15 protein-coding genes are annotated in these 16,319 nt (G+C 71.8%); 6 read left to right on the top strand and 9 right to left on the bottom strand.

Features of this window, described 5'->3' with window-relative positions; all coding sequences use genetic code 11:
- Nucleotides 1–457: 457 nt before the first annotated feature.
- Nucleotides 458–1,507, bottom strand: a complete 1,050-nt coding sequence (locus OG698_RS05470; protein ID WP_406101758.1) for a hypothetical protein — start codon at nucleotides 1,505–1,507, stop codon at nucleotides 458–460.
- Nucleotides 1,508–1,605: 98 nt separating this feature from the next.
- Entirely contained in the window at nucleotides 1,606–2,895 is a 1,290-nt protein-coding gene (locus tag OG698_RS05465) for a DUF4032 domain-containing protein (RefSeq protein WP_406101756.1), read from the bottom strand.
- Nucleotides 2,896–3,049: 154 nt separating this feature from the next.
- On the opposite strand from OG698_RS05465, the gene OG698_RS05460 reads away from it, so the two are divergent.
- Nucleotides 3,050–3,973: a phosphotransferase family protein gene (locus tag OG698_RS05460; RefSeq protein ID WP_406101754.1), complete on the top strand. Its 924-nt coding sequence runs from the start codon at nucleotides 3,050–3,052 to the stop codon at nucleotides 3,971–3,973.
- Here the strand turns inward: OG698_RS05460 and OG698_RS05455 are convergent.
- Complete coding sequence (locus tag OG698_RS05455; protein WP_406101752.1) at nucleotides 3,941–4,867, bottom strand: Gfo/Idh/MocA family protein; 927 nt, start codon at nucleotides 4,865–4,867, stop codon at nucleotides 3,941–3,943. The two genes, OG698_RS05460 and OG698_RS05455, sit on opposite strands and share 33 nt — an antisense overlap.
- A complete protein-coding gene (locus tag OG698_RS05450) occupies nucleotides 4,864–5,790 on the bottom strand; it encodes a DMT family transporter (protein WP_406110859.1) in 927 nt (308 codons plus the stop codon). Before OG698_RS05450 ends, OG698_RS05455 begins: the two co-directional genes overlap by 4 nt.
- Nucleotides 5,791–5,920: 130 nt before the next feature.
- Here OG698_RS05450 and OG698_RS05445 point away from each other — a divergent pair, with 130 nt between their 5' ends.
- The 4 genes from OG698_RS05445 to OG698_RS05430 all read left to right on the top strand — a co-directional run bounded on the left by OG698_RS05445 (nucleotide 5,921) and on the right by OG698_RS05430 (nucleotide 9,887).
- Nucleotides 5,921–6,814 (top strand): LysR family transcriptional regulator, encoded by an 894-nt coding sequence (locus OG698_RS05445; protein ID WP_406101750.1) that lies wholly within the window; start codon nucleotides 5,921–5,923, stop codon nucleotides 6,812–6,814.
- 175 nt (nucleotides 6,815–6,989) lie between these two features.
- Entirely contained in the window at nucleotides 6,990–8,459 is a 1,470-nt protein-coding gene (locus OG698_RS05440) for an MFS transporter (RefSeq protein ID WP_406101749.1), read from the top strand.
- A gap of 55 nt (nucleotides 8,460–8,514) precedes the next feature.
- Nucleotides 8,515–9,102, top strand: coding sequence for a TetR family transcriptional regulator (locus OG698_RS05435; RefSeq protein WP_406110857.1), 588 nt, complete (start codon nucleotides 8,515–8,517; stop codon nucleotides 9,100–9,102).
- Nucleotides 9,099–9,887 carry a nucleotidyltransferase domain-containing protein gene (locus OG698_RS05430; RefSeq protein WP_406101748.1) on the top strand — a complete coding sequence of 263 codons (789 nt, stop codon included), beginning with the start codon at nucleotides 9,099–9,101 and terminating at the stop codon, nucleotides 9,885–9,887. Before OG698_RS05435 ends, OG698_RS05430 begins: the two co-directional genes overlap by 4 nt.
- Before the next feature lie 66 nt (nucleotides 9,888–9,953).
- On the opposite strand, the gene OG698_RS05425 is transcribed toward OG698_RS05430, so the two are convergent.
- From OG698_RS05425 to OG698_RS05410, 4 genes are all read right to left on the bottom strand, one after another.
- On the bottom strand, nucleotides 9,954–10,733 hold the full coding sequence (locus OG698_RS05425; protein WP_406101746.1) for an arylamine N-acetyltransferase: 780 nt from the start codon (nucleotides 10,731–10,733) through the stop codon (nucleotides 9,954–9,956).
- A 107-nt stretch (nucleotides 10,734–10,840) separates the two neighbouring features.
- Nucleotides 10,841–12,061, bottom strand: a complete 1,221-nt coding sequence (locus tag OG698_RS05420) for a cytochrome P450 (protein WP_406110855.1) — start codon at nucleotides 12,059–12,061, stop codon at nucleotides 10,841–10,843.
- 139 nt (nucleotides 12,062–12,200) lie between these two features.
- Nucleotides 12,201–12,431: a hypothetical protein gene (locus OG698_RS05415; protein ID WP_100593188.1), complete on the bottom strand. Its 231-nt coding sequence runs from the start codon at nucleotides 12,429–12,431 to the stop codon at nucleotides 12,201–12,203.
- Nucleotides 12,432–12,563: 132 nt separating this feature from the next.
- Nucleotides 12,564–14,045, bottom strand: coding sequence for a cytochrome P450 (locus tag OG698_RS05410; RefSeq protein WP_406101744.1), 1,482 nt, complete (start codon nucleotides 14,043–14,045; stop codon nucleotides 12,564–12,566).
- 124 nt (nucleotides 14,046–14,169) lie between these two features.
- On the opposite strand from OG698_RS05410, the gene OG698_RS05405 reads away from it, so the two are divergent.
- Complete coding sequence (locus OG698_RS05405; RefSeq protein WP_406101743.1) at nucleotides 14,170–14,778, top strand: TetR/AcrR family transcriptional regulator; 609 nt, start codon at nucleotides 14,170–14,172, stop codon at nucleotides 14,776–14,778.
- Between the two features lie 19 nt (nucleotides 14,779–14,797).
- On the opposite strand, the gene OG698_RS05400 is transcribed toward OG698_RS05405, so the two are convergent.
- Nucleotides 14,798–16,267, bottom strand: coding sequence for a SulP family inorganic anion transporter (locus tag OG698_RS05400; RefSeq protein ID WP_406101742.1), 1,470 nt, complete (start codon nucleotides 16,265–16,267; stop codon nucleotides 14,798–14,800).
- Nucleotides 16,268–16,319 lie beyond the last annotated feature (52 nt).

Here is a 16,319-nt window from a genome sequence, read left to right as displayed (position 1 = left end):
GCAGTCTAATTACTCCCATCACCTTTGGTAATAAACATTGCCCGAAGAAAACGATCAGCCAGTGCGTCATGATGGAGCTCGTGGGGTCGGCGACCTGCTGGTTTGAATGCCAGGGGCCGCGCGGCCACGCCGATGGGACACCTGGACCGGGACGCTCGAAAATGGCTGAATTTCCCGGTGTTGGGTATCCGTCGAACCCTCGGATCCGTTTCGGGAACAGTGCAAGGCCAGTTGTCATATTCCGATCCATGTGACCGGAAAGTGCATCGCTTGGCCCAGTTCGGGCACTTCTCCCGGGCAGATCAAGGGCTCACTGGCTGCGGCCGGTGCCGTCACTCGCCATTACGTAGCGGCCACGGTACCGGCCGCCCGCGCATGCCCAGCCGCGCAACAGCGGCCGCGCACGCGGGCCGGCCGCAGGGCGGGGCCGGCGAACCGACCCCGCCGCACAGCGCACTCACCAGTCGCCGTCCTCCACCGGCTTGCCCGCGTCCCCCAGAGGCTTGACCTGGTGCGCGTCCGGCGCCTGCCACGGCTCGTGGTCGTCGCCGAGCCACTTACCCGCGGGCTTCACCGCCCCCAGCGTGTCCGTCGGCGCGAGATCCTCCGCGCTCTCGTCGTAGTAGTCGAACCAGGGCAGCCCCGCCCTCGTGTACGCGGCCCGGTCCACCGGCGACGGCGGCGGCTCCTCGCCCGTGATGCGGTGCCAGTCCGGCGGCGTCACGAGGTGCACGAACACGCGGCCCGCGGGCGTTTCGGCCCAGTCGGACTCGGGCCGGTCGTCCCGGAACACCTGCTGGCGCATCGTGCCGCCCGCGCCGAGACCCATCGAACGCGCCGCCTGAGCCTGCGGCGCCGCACCCGGCGCGGCCGGCATGGGCGCGGCCCCGTAGCCGCCGGAGGAGGCCCCCATCCACTGCACGCCGCCGGGCGCAGGCGGCATCGCCCGCGCGGCCTCCCGCTTGCGGGCCTCCTCCGCGCGCCAGGCCCCCAGCGCCGGCTCGCTCAGGGTGAAGGCCTGGAGCTGGATCCCGCCCCAGGTCTCCTCGCCCGTGACCTGGCCCTCGACCGTGGCGCCGAGCCCCAGGGGCAGCGCCACGAACTGCCGTACCGTGCCCTTCCCGGACTTGATGCCGTCGAGCCACGGCTGGCGAGGCAGCACCACGTAGTTCTGCGGATCCCGGGACAGCCGGCTGCTCCACGGCAGCCCCGAGATGGCGCACACCTTGCCCACGCCCACCTGGAGAGCGGCCGGTTCGGCCGTTCCCGCGAAGCTCAGCCACATCGCCTCGCGCAGATACATCGGCAGCATCACGCCGCCGCGCGCCCGCCACTGGGGCGGCACCGAGTCCGCGTGGTCCTCGACCCGCCGCACCGGGAACTCGCCGAGCCCCGGCGGCAGCGGATGCGTTCCGGTCTCCGGCAGGCGCAGCGTGCGCACGAACCGCACCCGCGCACCGCCCGGCAGCACCAGACTGTTCCCGTCGACCCGCACACTCCCGGCCATGTCCGTCTCCCCTCGTCGTGCCTCTTCCTCGGTGGTACCACGACCGGGCCGCGTCACCGGTTCCGCCCCCGACGATCTTCGTAGCGGCAGGTTTCCGGTCAGGCGGGAGGCCGCGGTCCGTCCGCGGACGGGGAGTTGAAGGGGCGTGAGCGGCCGGCGATGTTCTTGACGTAGTCCGCGACCGCCGCGTCGAGACCGATGTCGTGCTGCGCCCGCTCGGACAGGTACCAGCGGTGTTCGAGCAGTTCGTGGTAGAGCTCGGCCGCGTCCGTCCGGTCCGGCACGTGGTCGCGCACCGCGCGTACGGTCGGGCGGAAAACGTCGCGCACCCATCGGTGCGCGAGGACTTCGGCGCGCGCGCCATGAGGGTCCCCCCTGTTCGAGCGCAGCCGAGAATTTGGGGGAGGGGCGCCCGGCGCGTAGTCGTCCTGCGTGGCCATCCAGCTCTCCAGGTCGTTCAGGAGACGACGGGCCTGGTTCTCCTCGGCGTCCATGCCGGTGAGGCGCAGGAGTTGACGCTGGTGGTGGCCCGCGTCCACGACCTTCGGCACGAACGTGACCGTGTCCCCCTGGTCCGCGTGCGAGATCTGCATCTCCGCGACGTCGAAGCCAAGGTCGTTGAGACGGCGGATGCGGCGCTCCATGTAGTGGTGCTTGCCGGCCGGGTAGACGGAGGTGCGCGTCAGCTCCGTCCAGAGCGCGTCGTACCGCTCCCCGATCTCCGTGCCGAACGCGATCGGGTCGATGGACGGATGCAGCGCGCCCGACGCCTCCAGGTCGAGCATCTCGCCGCTGATGTTGACCCGGGCGAGCTCGATGTCGTACGCCCGTTGCCCGTCGCTGAGTCGGGGGTGCAGCTCCCCGGTCTCGGCGTCCACGAGGTAGGCGGCGTACGCGCCCGCGTCCCTGCGGAACAGGGTGTTGGACAGCGAGCAGTCCCCCCAGGCGAACCCCGCCAGATGCAGCCGTACGAGGAGGACGGCGAGGGCGTCCATGAGGCGGTGCACGGTGCCGGGGCGCATCGTCGTCTCGAACATGGAGCGGTAGGGGAGCGAGCCGCCCAGGTGGCGGGTGATGAGGACGGGTTCGAGGGGCGCGCCCCCGGCATCGGTGCGGCCGGTGACCACGGCGAGGGGGTCGACGGCGGGTATCGCGAGTCGGTCGAGGGTGCGCAGAAGTTCGTACTCGCGCAGCGCGGGCCGCTCGGCGAGTTCCTTCACGGCGACGACCTCGCTGCCCGCGCGGGCGTAGCGCACGACGTGCCGCGAGATGCCGCGGGGGAGCGGTACCAGATACTCGTCCGGCCACTGCTCCAGGGGGACGTGCCAGGGGAGTTCGAGGAGGAGGGCCGGGTGTTCGGGGTTGGTGGCGCTGATCTGCAAAGTCATGCGGTCACAGTCCCTGGGTCGCGCGGCGGGGCCACGAGTGATCGGACCCCGAAGGGGCGGCGCGGGTCAAGACCCGGGGCGGGACCCGCTTTCGGCAGGCAAGGGCGCCGAATTCCCGTTGAGGCCCTCCGGCTCGCGCCCTAGGGTGCGGGCCATGCTGCCCCTTGTGGAAACCGACGAACAATGGGACGCCGTGGTCCCCGACGAAGCGGTCATGCGGCGGGGAGCGGACGACCTCTGCGCCCGGCTCGGCCTCACCGGCCTCCCGCTGACGCGCTACGAAGGGGGCACCCAGCCCGTCTACGCCGTCGGTGACGAGCACGTCCTGAAGCTGTTCCCGGCCGCCTCCGCGCAGGACGGTGCCACCGAGGCCCGGGTCCTCGCCCACCTCGAAGGCCGGCTCCCCGTCCCCACCCCCGAGGTCCGCTCGGCGGGCACGTACGAGAACGGGTGGCACTACATCCTCATGTCCCGGCTGCCCGGCGCGGACCTGGCCGTGGCCTGGCCCGGCATCCCGCGCGCCGACCAGGACCGCATCGTCGACGAGGCCGGAGCATGCCTCGCCGCACTGCATGCCCTCGACCCCACGCCCCTGGCCGGCGCGGTGGGCCCGGAGGACTGGGACGCGTTCGTGCGCAAGCAGCGCGCAGGCGCCGTACAGCAGCAGCGCGAACACGGCCTTGCCGAGAGTTGGTTGGAGCAGATCCCCGCCTTCCTCGACTCCCTCACGCTGCCGTGCGGGCCCGAACGCGCCCTGCTGCACACGGAGTTCATGCGCCAGCACCTCGTCATCGACCCTCGGGACCGCAAACTGACCGGACTCCTCGACTTCGAGCCCGCCATGATCGGCGACCCGGCGTACGACTTCGTGGCCGTCGGCCTGTTCGTCACCCGGGCCGACCCGCGCCTGATGACCCGCTTCACCGAGGCCTACGGCCGCAAGTTCGCCCCCCGTACCGTGATGGCGTACACACTCCTGCACGTGTACAGCGATCTGCCCTGGTACCTGCGAGAACTGCCCGCGCCGCCGGAGACGACGCTCGACTCACTCGCCGGGGCCTGGTTCGCCGCCGGGTGACGCGAGACGGGCCTCGGCCGCCGCGAGGATCTCCGTGACGCGCAGCGCGAACGCGGCGTCGCAGGCGTGCGGCCGTCCCGTGCGCACCGACTCCAGGAGCGCGTCGATGGCCGCCCCGAACGCGTCGACCGACTCACCGCCCGTCGGCATCGACGCGATGCCGGACTCTCCGCGCAGCTCCACGGCGACGCCCGCCGCCTTCGCCGGAGTGGTCAGACTCAGCGCCGCCGTGGCGGACGCGCCCGAGGCGTGCGCGAGGACCAGATGCACGGTGTCCGCCGGGCCCCGCGCGGCCGTCACCGAGGTGACGTCCCCGAGCACGGGAAGCAGTACGGACAGGGCGTGCGGGCCGACGTCCCACAGGGCGCCGCGTCCGACCCGCCACGGCGACGCGGTCAGCTCCGAGGTGTCGCCGGGGGTGTACAGGGACCCGTACCAGTCGGCCCGGCCAGTGAACCAGACACCCTCGGCGGCCTGTTGGGCCAGCCAGCCCGAGGTGACGCTCGCGAAGCGCATCGTGAAGAACACGACGGACGCCACCCCGGCGGCCCGTACGGCGTCCACGACCTCCCTGGCCGCGGGCACCGACGTGGCCAGCGGCTTGTCGAGGAGGAGATGACAGCCCGCTGTGGCGGCCCGCGCGGCGAGCGGCGCCTGCACGTCCGGCGGCACCGCGAACGCCACCGCGTCGCACGCCGCGAACAGCTCGTCGACGTCCTCGAACACCTGCGTCCCATGGGCGGCGGCGACCTCGGCCGCAGCCTGGGGCCTGCGCCCCCAGACACCCACGAGATCCGTCCCGGGGTGGGCGCGCAGTGCGGCGGCGTGCGTCTTCGAGGCCCAGGTGCCGGTGCCGACGAGCCCGACGCGAAGGATGGTGGCAGCAGAAGTCATGGTCGGCAGTATGGCTGGCGGTCCGCGGCCGGAACAGGAACGGCCGCCGCCGCAGGGACGCCGGGCGTCACCGCGCGGGCTCTGGACCTGCGCGTCATCCCCACCCCGGCCAGCACGACCGCCATCCCCGCCACCACCCGCGCCGACAGGCCCTCGCCGAGCACGACGGCGCCCAGCGCCACCGAGACGACCGGCAGGAGATAGCCGACCGTCGCCGCACTGGTCGGGCCCTCGTCCGCGATCAGGCGGTAGTTGAGGTAGAACGTCACTCCCGTGCCCAGGATCCCGAGGATCACCACCGCGATGACGCCGGTGAGATCGACACCCGAGGACGACGGGCCACCGAAGGGCAGCGCCAGAGCGCTCAGCGCCGTCGCCGTCGTCAACTGTGCCGAGGAGAGCGCGATCGGCTGGACGCCGGGCCCGGTGAGCTTGCGCCCCATGTACGCGAACGCCACCGCGTAGCTCGCCGCGGCCGCGAGCAGGGCGAGCGCGCCCCAGCTCGCGAGGCCGGTGCGCTGCCACGGCGCGAAGATCAGCAACGTACCGGCGAAGCCGAACAGCAGACCCGTCAGCCGCAGCGGTCGCAGGCCCCCCTCCGAGCCGAGGGCCACGCCGATCAGCAGGGACCACAAGGGAGTTGTCGCGTTGAGCACGCCGGCGACGCCCGAGTCGACGGTCTGCTCACCGAAGCCGAACAGGGCGAACGGGACCGCGTTGCAGAAGAACGCGGCGACCACGAGACGCCCCCACGTGCGACGGTCGCGGGGCAGCCGCTGTCCGGTGGCCCGGCTCAGCGCGAACAGGACGCCGGCGCCGAGCGCGCACCGCACCACGACGATGTGCACCGGCGAGAACCCGTGCTGGAGCGCCAACTTGATCCAGAGGAACCCGGAGCCCCACAGGAGCGCGAGCACCCCCATCCGCACCGCCGCGCCGCGTCCACCGAACACCCCGCACCTCCCAGTCGTCGTCGCCCTGGCCTTGTACGCTCCCTCACTCGACTCGACAGGACAAGTGAAAAGTCCTGGACCAACTGTTAATCTCTGCTACATGCTCGATGTGCGACGTATGCAGGTCCTGCGGGCCGTTGTCACCAGCGGTTCGGTCACCGCCGCGGCGGCGAACCTCGGTTACACGCCGTCCGCCATCAGCCAGCAGGTCGCCGCCCTGGAGAAGCAGGCGGGCACGGCGCTGCTCGAACGCGTCGGCAGGGGAGTGCAGGCCACGGAGGCGGGGCGGCTGCTCACGCGGTACGCGGACGCCATCAGCCGCCAGGTCGCCGAGGCCGAGACCGCACTCGCCGATCTGCGCGACGGCCGCACCGGCACACTCGCCGTGCGCTACTTCGCCACCGCCGGAGCCGCGCTCGTGGCACCCGCTGTGGCGCGCCTGCGTGAGCGGCATCCCGGCGTGCGCGTCGACCTGAGAGTGACCGACCCCGAAGACCCGCTGCCCGAGGTGCGGCAGGGGCGGGCCGACGTGGCCGTCGTGGTGCGCACGCGCGATGTGCCGCCCACCGGAATCCGCATGAGCCACCTGGCCGACGACCCCTACCGCGCCGTCCTGCCCAGGAATCACCCGCTCGCCGAACGGCGCGTCATCGACCTCGCCGAGCTCGCCGACGAACCCTGGGTCGACACCGAGGGCGTCGCGGGTCCCTGCCACGAAATCGTCCGCGACGCCTGCGCCGCCGCCGGATTCAGCCCCGATTTCTCCGTCGCGAGTCAGGACTACGCGACCGCTCAGGGCTTCGTCGCCGCGGGAATGGGCATCGGGCTGATGCCTCTGATGGGCCTGAGAAATCGGCACCCCGACGTCGTCCTGCGCAAGGTCCGCAGACCGGAGCCGATCCGGGTGATCTGTGCGGCCACCCGGGACACGGCCCCCTCGCAGCCGGCCCTCCAGGGGTTCGTCGATGCGGTGCGCGAGGCGGCGACGGGCTGACTGTCAGGCCGGTATGCAGGGGTGTGTGGGGGCTTCGTCCGGGCGCTCTGGCCATATGCGAGCGCTCTGGTGAATACTGATTCACCATGTAGGTGAATAGAAATTCACCACACCTCCCGCCCCCGCCCCGGAGGCGTCCACCGGAGCGTCCATGGAGCCCGCGATAAACCCAGACATGAATACCGGCATACGCCCCGAAATGGCTCCTCTGCCCGGCCTGCGTGGTCGGCTGACGATCCCGGTCCTCGCCTTCGGCGGCATCCTCATGGCCGTCATGCAGACGGTCGTGGTCCCGCTGCTGCCCGACCTGCCCCGGCTGACCGGAGCCTCGCCCGGCGCGGTTTCCTGGACCGTCACCGCGACCCTCCTCGCCGGCGCCGTCCTCACCCCCGTGCTCGGCAGGGCGGGCGACATGTACGGCAAGCGGCGCGTGCTGCTGCTCGCGCTGGGGCTGATGACCGGCGGGTCAGTGCTGTGCGCGCTCACCTCCGACATCCGCGTCCTGATCGCGGCCCGCGCGCTCCAGGGCGCGGCCGCCGCGGTCGTTCCGCTCTCCATCAGCATTCTGCGCGACGAACTCCCGCCCCACCGCACGGGATCTGCGGTCGCCCTCATGAGCTCGACCGTCGGTATCGGCGCCGCGCTCGGCCTGCCGCTCGCCGCCCTGATCGTCCAGTACGCGAACTGGCACGTCATGTTCTGGGCGACCAGCGCCCTCGGCGCGCTCGGCCTCGCGCTCGCTTGCTGGGCCGTGCGCGAGTCGCCCGTACGCGAACCGGGCCGGTTCGACACACTCGGCGCGGCCGGGCTCGCCGGTGGCCTCGTCTGCCTGCTGCTCGCCGTGTCGCAGGGCGGCCAGTGGGGCTGGGGCAGCGCCCGCGTGGTCGGCCTGTTCGCCGGTGCCGTCGTGATCCTCGCGCTGTGGTCGTGGCAGCAGCTGCGGGCCGCCCGTCCGCTGGTGGACCTCCAGCTCGCCGTGGGCCGCCGTGTCGGCCTGCCGCACCTCGCCGCCCTGCTCGCCGGATTCGCCTTCTACGCCAATTCGCTCGTCACGGCGCAGCTGGTCCAGGCGCCCAGGTCCAGCGGTTACGGGCTCGGCCTCTCCATCGTGCAGACCGGCCTGTGCCTGTTGCCCAACGGTGTGATCATGCTGCTCCTCTCACCGGTGTCGGCCCGCGTCTCCGCCGCGCGCGGCCCCCGCGTGAGCCTCGCCATCGGCGGCGCCGCGATGGCGCTCGGCTATGCCGTCCGCATCGCGGACAGCCGCGACCTGTGGGTGATCGTCCTGGGTGCCGCGATCGTGTCGACCGGCACCACGTTCGCGTACTCGGCGCTGCCCACCCTCATCCTGCGGGCCGTGCCCGCGGGCCAGACCGCGTCCGCGAACGGTGTGAACGTCCTGATGCGGACCATCGGCCAGGCCGTCTCCAGCGCCGCCGTCGCAGCGATCCTCGTCCACCACGCCACCGGCGCCGGCTTCCCCGCACTGCGCGGCTATCAGATGGCCTTCCTCATGGCCGGTGCGGTCGCCCTCGTGGTGATAGCGGCGGCGTTCACCGTCCCGGCCGACGCGGCGGACAATGGAGGGCGCAAGTCCGTCAGCGGCACGACCGGGCGGACGGACAAGGCCCTCGAAGGAGCGTGACCCCGTGACGAGCCCGGCCCCGACGGTATCCGCCGAGTCGGAATCCACCTCCGGTGTGAGAGATGGCCACCGGTCGGGGCCGGCGCGCCGCGACGCAGAGGCGACCAAGACCGCGATCATCCGCGCCTGCCGCCACCTCCTCGCCCGGCACGCGCACACCGACATCACCCTCAAGGCCGTCGCCGAGCGCGCCGGGGTCAGCGCCCCGCTGATCCTGAAGTACTTCGGCAACAAGGACGCCCTGTTCTCCCAGGTCATGAACTTCGAGGCGGACGTGGAGCCCTTCCTCGACGCGCCTCTGGAGGACCTCGGCCGGCACATGGTGCGCCACCTCCTCACCGGCCAGTCCGAGCACGGCGCCGACCCCATCCTGCGCATCGTGTTCGCCCCGCTCCACGGCGAACAGGGCGACATCCTGCGCGCCAACTTCCGTGCGCAGGTCAGCGACCGCCTCGCCGAGCGCCTGCACGGACCGGATGCGGGCCTGCGCGCCGAGCTTGCCGTCTCCTTGCTCCTCGGTCTCGGAGTCATGTACGGAATCGCACGCGGCCCCCATGTGCGCTCCGCCTCGGTTGAAGAGATCACCGAACGCTACGGACCAGCCGTACAAGCCCAGTTGACTCCTGGCACACTGGCCGGATGACTACAGCGGAGGCACATCCGGCGGCCACGACCGACCTGCTCGACCGCTTTCTGGCCGGGCTGCGCGAGGCACTGCCTGCCCCGTTCTCGCTGTGGGCGCACGGGTCGCTCGCCGGCGGGGACTACCAGGAAGGGCGCAGCGACCTCGACCTGATCGCCGTCGTCCCGCATCCGCTGAAGCCGGACGAGGAGACACGGCTCGCCACGCTGCACGAGGGAATCGACGCGGAACTGCCCCTCGCGGCCCACCTCCACTGCTCCTACATGCCGCACGGGGACCTCGACGACCCTGACCGTACGCACTTCACCTGGGCCCACCGGGAGGCCTACGCCCGCACGGTCACGCCCATCACCCGGCGCGAACTCCACACCTACGGCCTCGTGCTCCACGGAGACCCCATCGCGGGCACCCTGCCGCCGGTGGACGACCGCACGCTCAGGGACTACATCCTCACCGACCTGGCCGGCTACTGGCGGCCCAGGACCGGGCGCCCCGAGTTGTGGCTGGAGAATGTCTGGGTCGACCTGGGGCTGATGGTCGTGGCCCGGGCCACGGTCACCCTGCGCGACGGAACCCTTGTCAGCAAGGCCGAGGCACTCGCCGTCCTCACCGAACTGGGCGCGCCCGCCGAGGTCGTGGCGGACATCGAGCGCCGACGGTACGAGGGCGGCCCGGCCGACACCGCCCCCGATCCCGCGTGGCTCGCGCGCCGCGCGGAGTTGACCCTCGACTGGCTCGTGCCCGCACTCGACCGCACCGTCGCCGAGCACACCGCCGACAGCTGAGAACCGGGCAGCCGGCGTGACCGGAGAGCCGCAGAGGTGCACAGCCGGAGGGCCGCGGGGCCGGATTCAGGCGGCCGGGTCCGGCGGCACCCGGTCGAGCTCGATGCCGAACGAGTCGCGGTACGTGTCAAGTACCTCCCGGTCGGACGCGAGCTCCGTACTGTGGCGCTCGCCGCCGGCCGTCGTCTTCAGCGTGCGTCCGCTCAGGGTCAGCCGGCCCTCGTCCGTGACCAGCGAGCAGACCAGCGACCGCGTGAACGTCGACCCCGGCGACGTGGAGTTGTACCAGCACCCGACCTCGAAGTCCCGCAGCTCGCGCGGGCGTTGTTCGAGGAGGTACTCCGGTACCCCGTCCTTGGACACACGGAGGTCGCCCTCCTTCGTCTCGGCGATCCGGAAGACGCCGCCCGGATCCCGCTGCTCCCCCCGCTCACCGAGGTCGAGCGGGAAGTGGCTGTGCGCCCCGAAACCGACGTCAGCGAGCAGATCGGCCCCGTCGACGGTACGGACCCGGAGGGCGAGATGGTCGTACGGGATGCCGAGGTGCCCGTCCTTGCCGTACACCCGGCCCTGGAGCAGCGACACCTCGAAGCCCAGCGCGGTGAGCAGCGCCGCGAACCCGCCGTTGAGCTCGTAACAGAAGCCGCCGCGGTGGCGGTCCACGAGCTTGGCGACGATCGCGTCCTCATCGATGGAGATGTCCTCGCCCAGGTGGATCGAGAGGTTCTCGAACGGGACCGTCCGCTGGTGCGCGAGGTGCAGGGTGCGCAGTGCCTGCGCGGTCGGCGCCGCGGGGCGTGGCGTCGCGATGCGGCGGAGATAGGCGTCGGTGCGTGAGGCGTCCATAGGGTCAGTCTGGGGGGCCGGGCGGACCTGGGCCACGGGCGGAAGGACCGTATCGGCCCAGGTCGCGCGGCCTAGGACCAGCGGACCAGGAACCCGGGAGCCGTCCCTCAGGCCGCCTCGGCCACCGGCCGCAGACGCACCGGGAGTTGGTCGACGCTGTTGCCCACGAAGCCCGCCTTCCGCGCGAGCTCCGCGTCGGGCGCGGCGAGATCGAGACCGGGGAAACGGGTGAACAGGCGCTCCAGGGCGACGGTGGCCTCCAGACGGGCGAGCGGCGCCCCGAGGCAGTAGTGCGGGCCGTGGCCGAGCGAGATGTGGCGGGCGGGGGAGGCTCGGGTGACGTCGAACCGGTCGGCGTCCGGGCCGTGCGCGCTCCGGTCACGCCCCGCCGCAGAGTAGCCCGCAAGCACCGGAGTGCCCCGGGGGATCACCGTGCCGTCCACCGTCAGATCACGCTTCGGGTAGCGGAACGGGAAGTAGCTGACGGGGCTGTCCCAGCGCAGGGTCTCCTCCACCACGTCGGACCAGGACGCCCCGCCCGACAGGACGAGGTCGAGCTGGTCGCGGTGGGCGCACAGGGCGCGCACGGCGTTCGTGATCAGGTTCAGCGTCGTCTCGTGCCCGGCGACGATCATCAGGAGCAGGGTGCCGATCAGCTCCTGCTCGCTCAGTCGGTCGCCGTCCTCCTCGCGAGCCGCGATCAGCGCGCTGGTCAGGTCGTCGCCCGGCCGGCTCGCCCGGGACGCGGCGACCGCCGCGAGGACCGACACCAGCTCACGGTTGGCGGCCACCGCCTCGCGTGGGCCGATGTCGGTGGCCACGACCTGGCCCGACAGATGGTGCAGTCGTCCTCTGAACTCCTCGTCCACACCGAGCAGTTCACAGATCACGCTCATCGGGAGCGGCAGCGCGAACTGCCGCCGCAGCTCCACGACGTCCTCGCCCTCGGCCACGGCTGCCTCCAGCCCGTCGAGCAGCTTGCCGGTCAGCTCCTCGACGCGCGGCCGCAGCGCCTCCACGCGGCGCGCCGTGAACGCCCGGCTCACCAGCGACCGCAGCCGCCGGTGGTCCTCGTCGTCCGCGGTCGTCATGCCCTGCACGGTCGCGAAGGTCATGAGCGGCCAGCCGTCGGGTATGCGGCCCTCGATCAGGGCGGTGAAGTGCCGGGCGCTCTTGGCGACATCGGGGTGCGCGAGGAAGTCCTTGAGGGCGTCGTGGCCGAGGACCACCATGCCCTCGACGTCACCGGGCAGCACGACCGGGGCGACGACGCCCTGGTCGAGCAGCCGCGCGTTCGCCGCGTGCGGGCAGCCACCGGCCGGGTCTATGCGGTGCGGGACCACGGGTGGGATCGTCAACGAGCTCTCCTGACCGGTCGCGGGAATGCGGGGGAATGCGGGACGTGGACGTACGCACGTCACCCACGGACGAACGCACATACCTCACCTACGGACGAGTACACCTACCTCACGTATGAACGCGCTTCTCCGTTCCCAAGTCGTACAGCTTCTCCAGCAGCCACGCCTCGTTTCCCGCGAGTCCCGCCCTGTCCAGGGCCTCGTCGGCCTCCGCGATCGGCAGGGCGAGCAGCGAGGCGGCGGTCGCCGGCTCGCATCCGGTCAGTGCGGCGCGCGCGGTGTGCAGCAGGCGCAGGCAGGCCTGGGCCGCGGCGAGTTCGGCACTCCTGGTCGCGTTCATGTCGATGGGCCCCTCAGCTCGGCGAAGACGTGGATGTACAGACATGTGCCTCCACTCTTGCGCACGGGTCTGACAATTCGCCTTCGACGCGAGAGCCGAGGGGGGCTCAGCCGTCGAACTCAGGTGTCGAACTCAGTCCGCTGTACGGACCTTCGCCCGGCGTCCCAGGTTGAGCCGCAGGCCCTCCGGCATCAGCGTCAGGCGTTCCGCGACGCGCAGCCGGTAGCCCGGTTCGGGGTGCAGGTCGTAACGCCGCAGCAGCAGGCCGAGTACCAACGTCGCCTCGTGCAGGGCGAATTGGCGGCCGATGCACGCCCGCGCACCTGTGCCGAACGGTTTGAAGACATGCGGGGCGCGCGAACGCACGGCCGCCGGAGCGAAGCGGTCCGGGTCGAAGGCCTCCGGGTCGTCACCCCACGCCTCCGGGTCGCGGTGCAGGAGCGCGGTCAGGACCAGCGCCCAAGCGCCCCTGCGCATCGGGTGGATCCCGCCGAGCGTCGTGTCGACGGTGGCCTCGCGGGCGAACGCCGGAGCCGTCGGCCACAGCCGCAGGGACTCGTCGAGAACCCGGCGCAGATAGCGGAGCTTGGCCACCTGCTCGTACGCGGGCTCGTCGGCGTCGCCCCACACCCGCTCCACCTCTTCGCGCGCCTTCGCGAGGACGTCGGGGTGGTGCGCCAGATAGTGCAGCGCGAACGACAGCGCGCCCGACGTCGTCTCGTGTCCGGCGACGAGGAATGTGATGACCTGGCGCCGTATGTTCTCGGGGGAGAGCCGCTCCCCGGTGTCGGGGTGGGCGACCTCCAGCATGCGGTCGAGCAGGTCACCCTGCCCGCCGGTGCGTGATCCGGACGCGGCCCGCCGCACGGCGACGACATCGTCCACGGTCCGGTTGAGGTACGCCATGTCCGCGGCGTTGCGCCGCTCCGCGCTCCGCAGAAGCAGGGGAGCGAGCGCCGGTGGCACCACGTTGCGGCGCTGCGCGAACGACAGCGTGCCGACCATGGCCGTCACGAACGGGTGGGGCCGCTCCCGCTCGAACGACCCGAAGTCATGGCCGAAACCGGTCCGCGCGATCGTCTCCAGGGTCAGCTTGGTCATGTCGCCGGGTACGTCCACGGCCTCGCCGGCCGCCTCCCGGGCGTCCCAGGCCGCCATCAGGCTCCCCGCGACGTCCAGCATCAGCGGGTGGTAGCCCTCCATCGCGTCGCGGCCGAAGCCGGGAGCGAGTACGTCGTGAGCCAGCTGCCAGTTCGGCTCGTGGTTGTACGCGGTGAACAGGCCGTCACCGGCCACCGGCCGCAGATTGGCCACGCCCAGGCCGACATGCTTGGCGAAGCGCGACTCGTCGGCCATGTCGGCGGCGAACCGCGTGCCCCAGACGAACACGATCTCGTTGCCGAAGGCCTTGCGGCGGAAGACGGGCCCGAGCTCCTTGCCGATCCGCATGGAGTCCTGGACCGGCGTGCGCACATTCGCGCCGAGGATGTCGCCGACGAAAGGCACCCGTCGCGGCGGGTGCGGAATCCGGTCGAGTCCGGGCCAGCCGAGCTCGGCGCTGCGAAAGCCCTTCGGCGGTGTCGAATCCGTCGCCACCTGCGTCAACTGAGCCATGATCCCCACCTGCTGGACGTAGAGAGTGCGTGTACCCGAGCCGCTGTTATACGTGGGTTCAATACGCTTCCCAGTGTGGTCCCGCTATTGAATTCACGTCAAGTAATGCGGGTAAAGTGCTGCCATGGCCGCCAGGGAGCAGGAGCGCACACGCCGCCGGCTGAGCACGGAGGAGCGCCGAGAACAGCTGCTCAGCGTGGGTGCGCGGCTCTTCGCGCAGAGCACGTACGACGACGTCTGGATCGAGCAGGTCGCCGAGATCGCCGGCGTCTCGCGCGGGCTGCTCTACCACTACTTCCCGACGAAACGGGACTTCTTCGCCGCCGTCGTCCAGCGCGAGAGCGAGCGGATGCTGCGCCTGACCGCGGCCGCTCCCGGGATCCCCGTGCGCGAGCAGATCGCCGTGGGCCTGGACACGTTCCTCGGTTATGTGGAGGCCCACGGCGAGGGCTTCCGCGCCTTTCAGCGCGCCGGGGCCGCGGGCGACCCGGCCGTGCGCGAGGTGTACCGGCAGGGCTTGGCCGCGCAGGAGCGCCAGATCGTCGAGGCGCTCGCCGCCGACCCCGGCAGCTCCCACATCGACGGCGAATCCCCCGTGCTCCGGCTCGCCGTCCGCGGCTGGCTGGCCTTCATGGTGGCCGTGTGCCTGGAGTGGCTCGACGAGCCGGAACTGTCAAGGGATCAGGTGCGCGACCTGTGCGCGCGGGCCCTGCTCGGCGCGATCACGCCGTAGCGCGCCGCACGGGCCGGTCTCAGCCCCCCGGAGTCGCCCGCCCCGGAGTGACCTTGACGGGATCCGTGCCGGCGCCGCTGTGCCGGTCCGCCCAGTTCCGCAGCGCCGTCCCGAAGGCGTGGTCGAGGTGGTGAAGACCGGACAGGTCGAGCACGACGGGCCGGTCCTGCGGCAGCGCCTCCAGGTTGTCGAGGATCTTCGGCAGCCGCAGGAAGGTCGCGTTGCCCGTCAGATACACCTGGATAGGTCCCGCGCCCTTGTCTATGACGTCGAGCCGCACGTGCGAGGCCTCCCACGCCGTCTTCGCCACCGCGAGCGCCAGGCCGATGAGCACGCCCTCGAACATGCTGACCGCGACGATCGACACCGCCGTGACGAGCAGCACCAGCGCCTCGCCCCGGTGTTCACGCCACAGCCCCGTGATCTGCCGTACGGGGATGAGCTTGCAGCCCGCGTGGACCAGGACGGCAGCGAGCGCCGCGACCGGGATGACGCCGAGCGCGGCGGGCAGCAGCGCCGCGAACAGCAGGAGCCACACTCCGTGCAGGATCCGGGACGCCTTGGTGCGGGCGCCCGCCTGGACGTTGGCGGAGCTGCGTACGATCACTGCCGTCATCGGCAGTGCGCCGAGCAGCCCGCACACGGTGTTGCCGGTGCCCTGCGCGATGAGTTCCCTGTCGTACGACGTGCGCGGCCCGTCGTGCATCCGGTCGACGGCGGCCGCGCTGAACAGGCTCTCGGCGGAGGCGATGAGGGTGAACGCGAGGACGGTGCCGATCACCCCGACGCTCGCGAGCTGCCCGAACGCGTCGGCGCCGGGCGGCTGCACGGACTCGATCAGACCCTGCACCTCGACCCGCGCGACCGGCGGCCCGAACCCGGCGGCCGCGAGCGTCGCGAGCCCCACCGCGGCGAGTGGCGCGGGCACCACCTGGGCCGCCCTGGGCAGCCGCTTCCAGCCGAGCAGCACGACGATCGTGCCCACGCCGAGGGCGAGCGCGGCGAGCGCCTTCGGCGAAGAGGCCGAGTCGATCAACAGGCCGGGCAGCCCGGCGAGTTTCTCCGGCCCCGACGTGGGCGCCGGCGTGTCGGCCATCGCGTAGAGCTGCCCGGCGATCAGTACGAGACCGATCCCGGCGAGCATGCCCTCGACGACCGCTACGGAGATCGCACGGAACCAGCGGCCCAGGCGCAGGCTGCCCATGAGGAGCTGGAGCAGCCCTGCCCCGAGCACGATGACGCCGAGCACGGGCAGGCCGTACGCCTGCACGGCCTCGTACACGAGCACGGTGAGCCCGGCCGCGGGCCCGCTCACCTGAAGACTGCTGCCGGGCATGGACCCGGCAACCAGACCGCCCACGATGCCGGTGACGAGGCCGAGTTCGGCCGGGACGCCGGACGCCACGGCCACGCCCACGCACAGCGGCAGGGCGACCAGGAACACGACGAGAGACGCGGCGAAGTCCTGCCGCGGTACCAAACGCTTCACGAGCGCATACCTCCAGCGCGCCCCGTGCGGGGCGCGTAGTCCTACACGTGCG

The sequence above is a fragment of the Streptomyces sp. NBC_01003 genome (assembly GCF_045162695.1).
GTDB lineage: Bacteria > Actinomycetota > Actinomycetes > Streptomycetales > Streptomycetaceae > Streptomyces.
The sequence above is the reverse complement of the archived record's forward strand: the minus strand, read 5'-3'. Positions and strand labels throughout refer to the sequence as shown.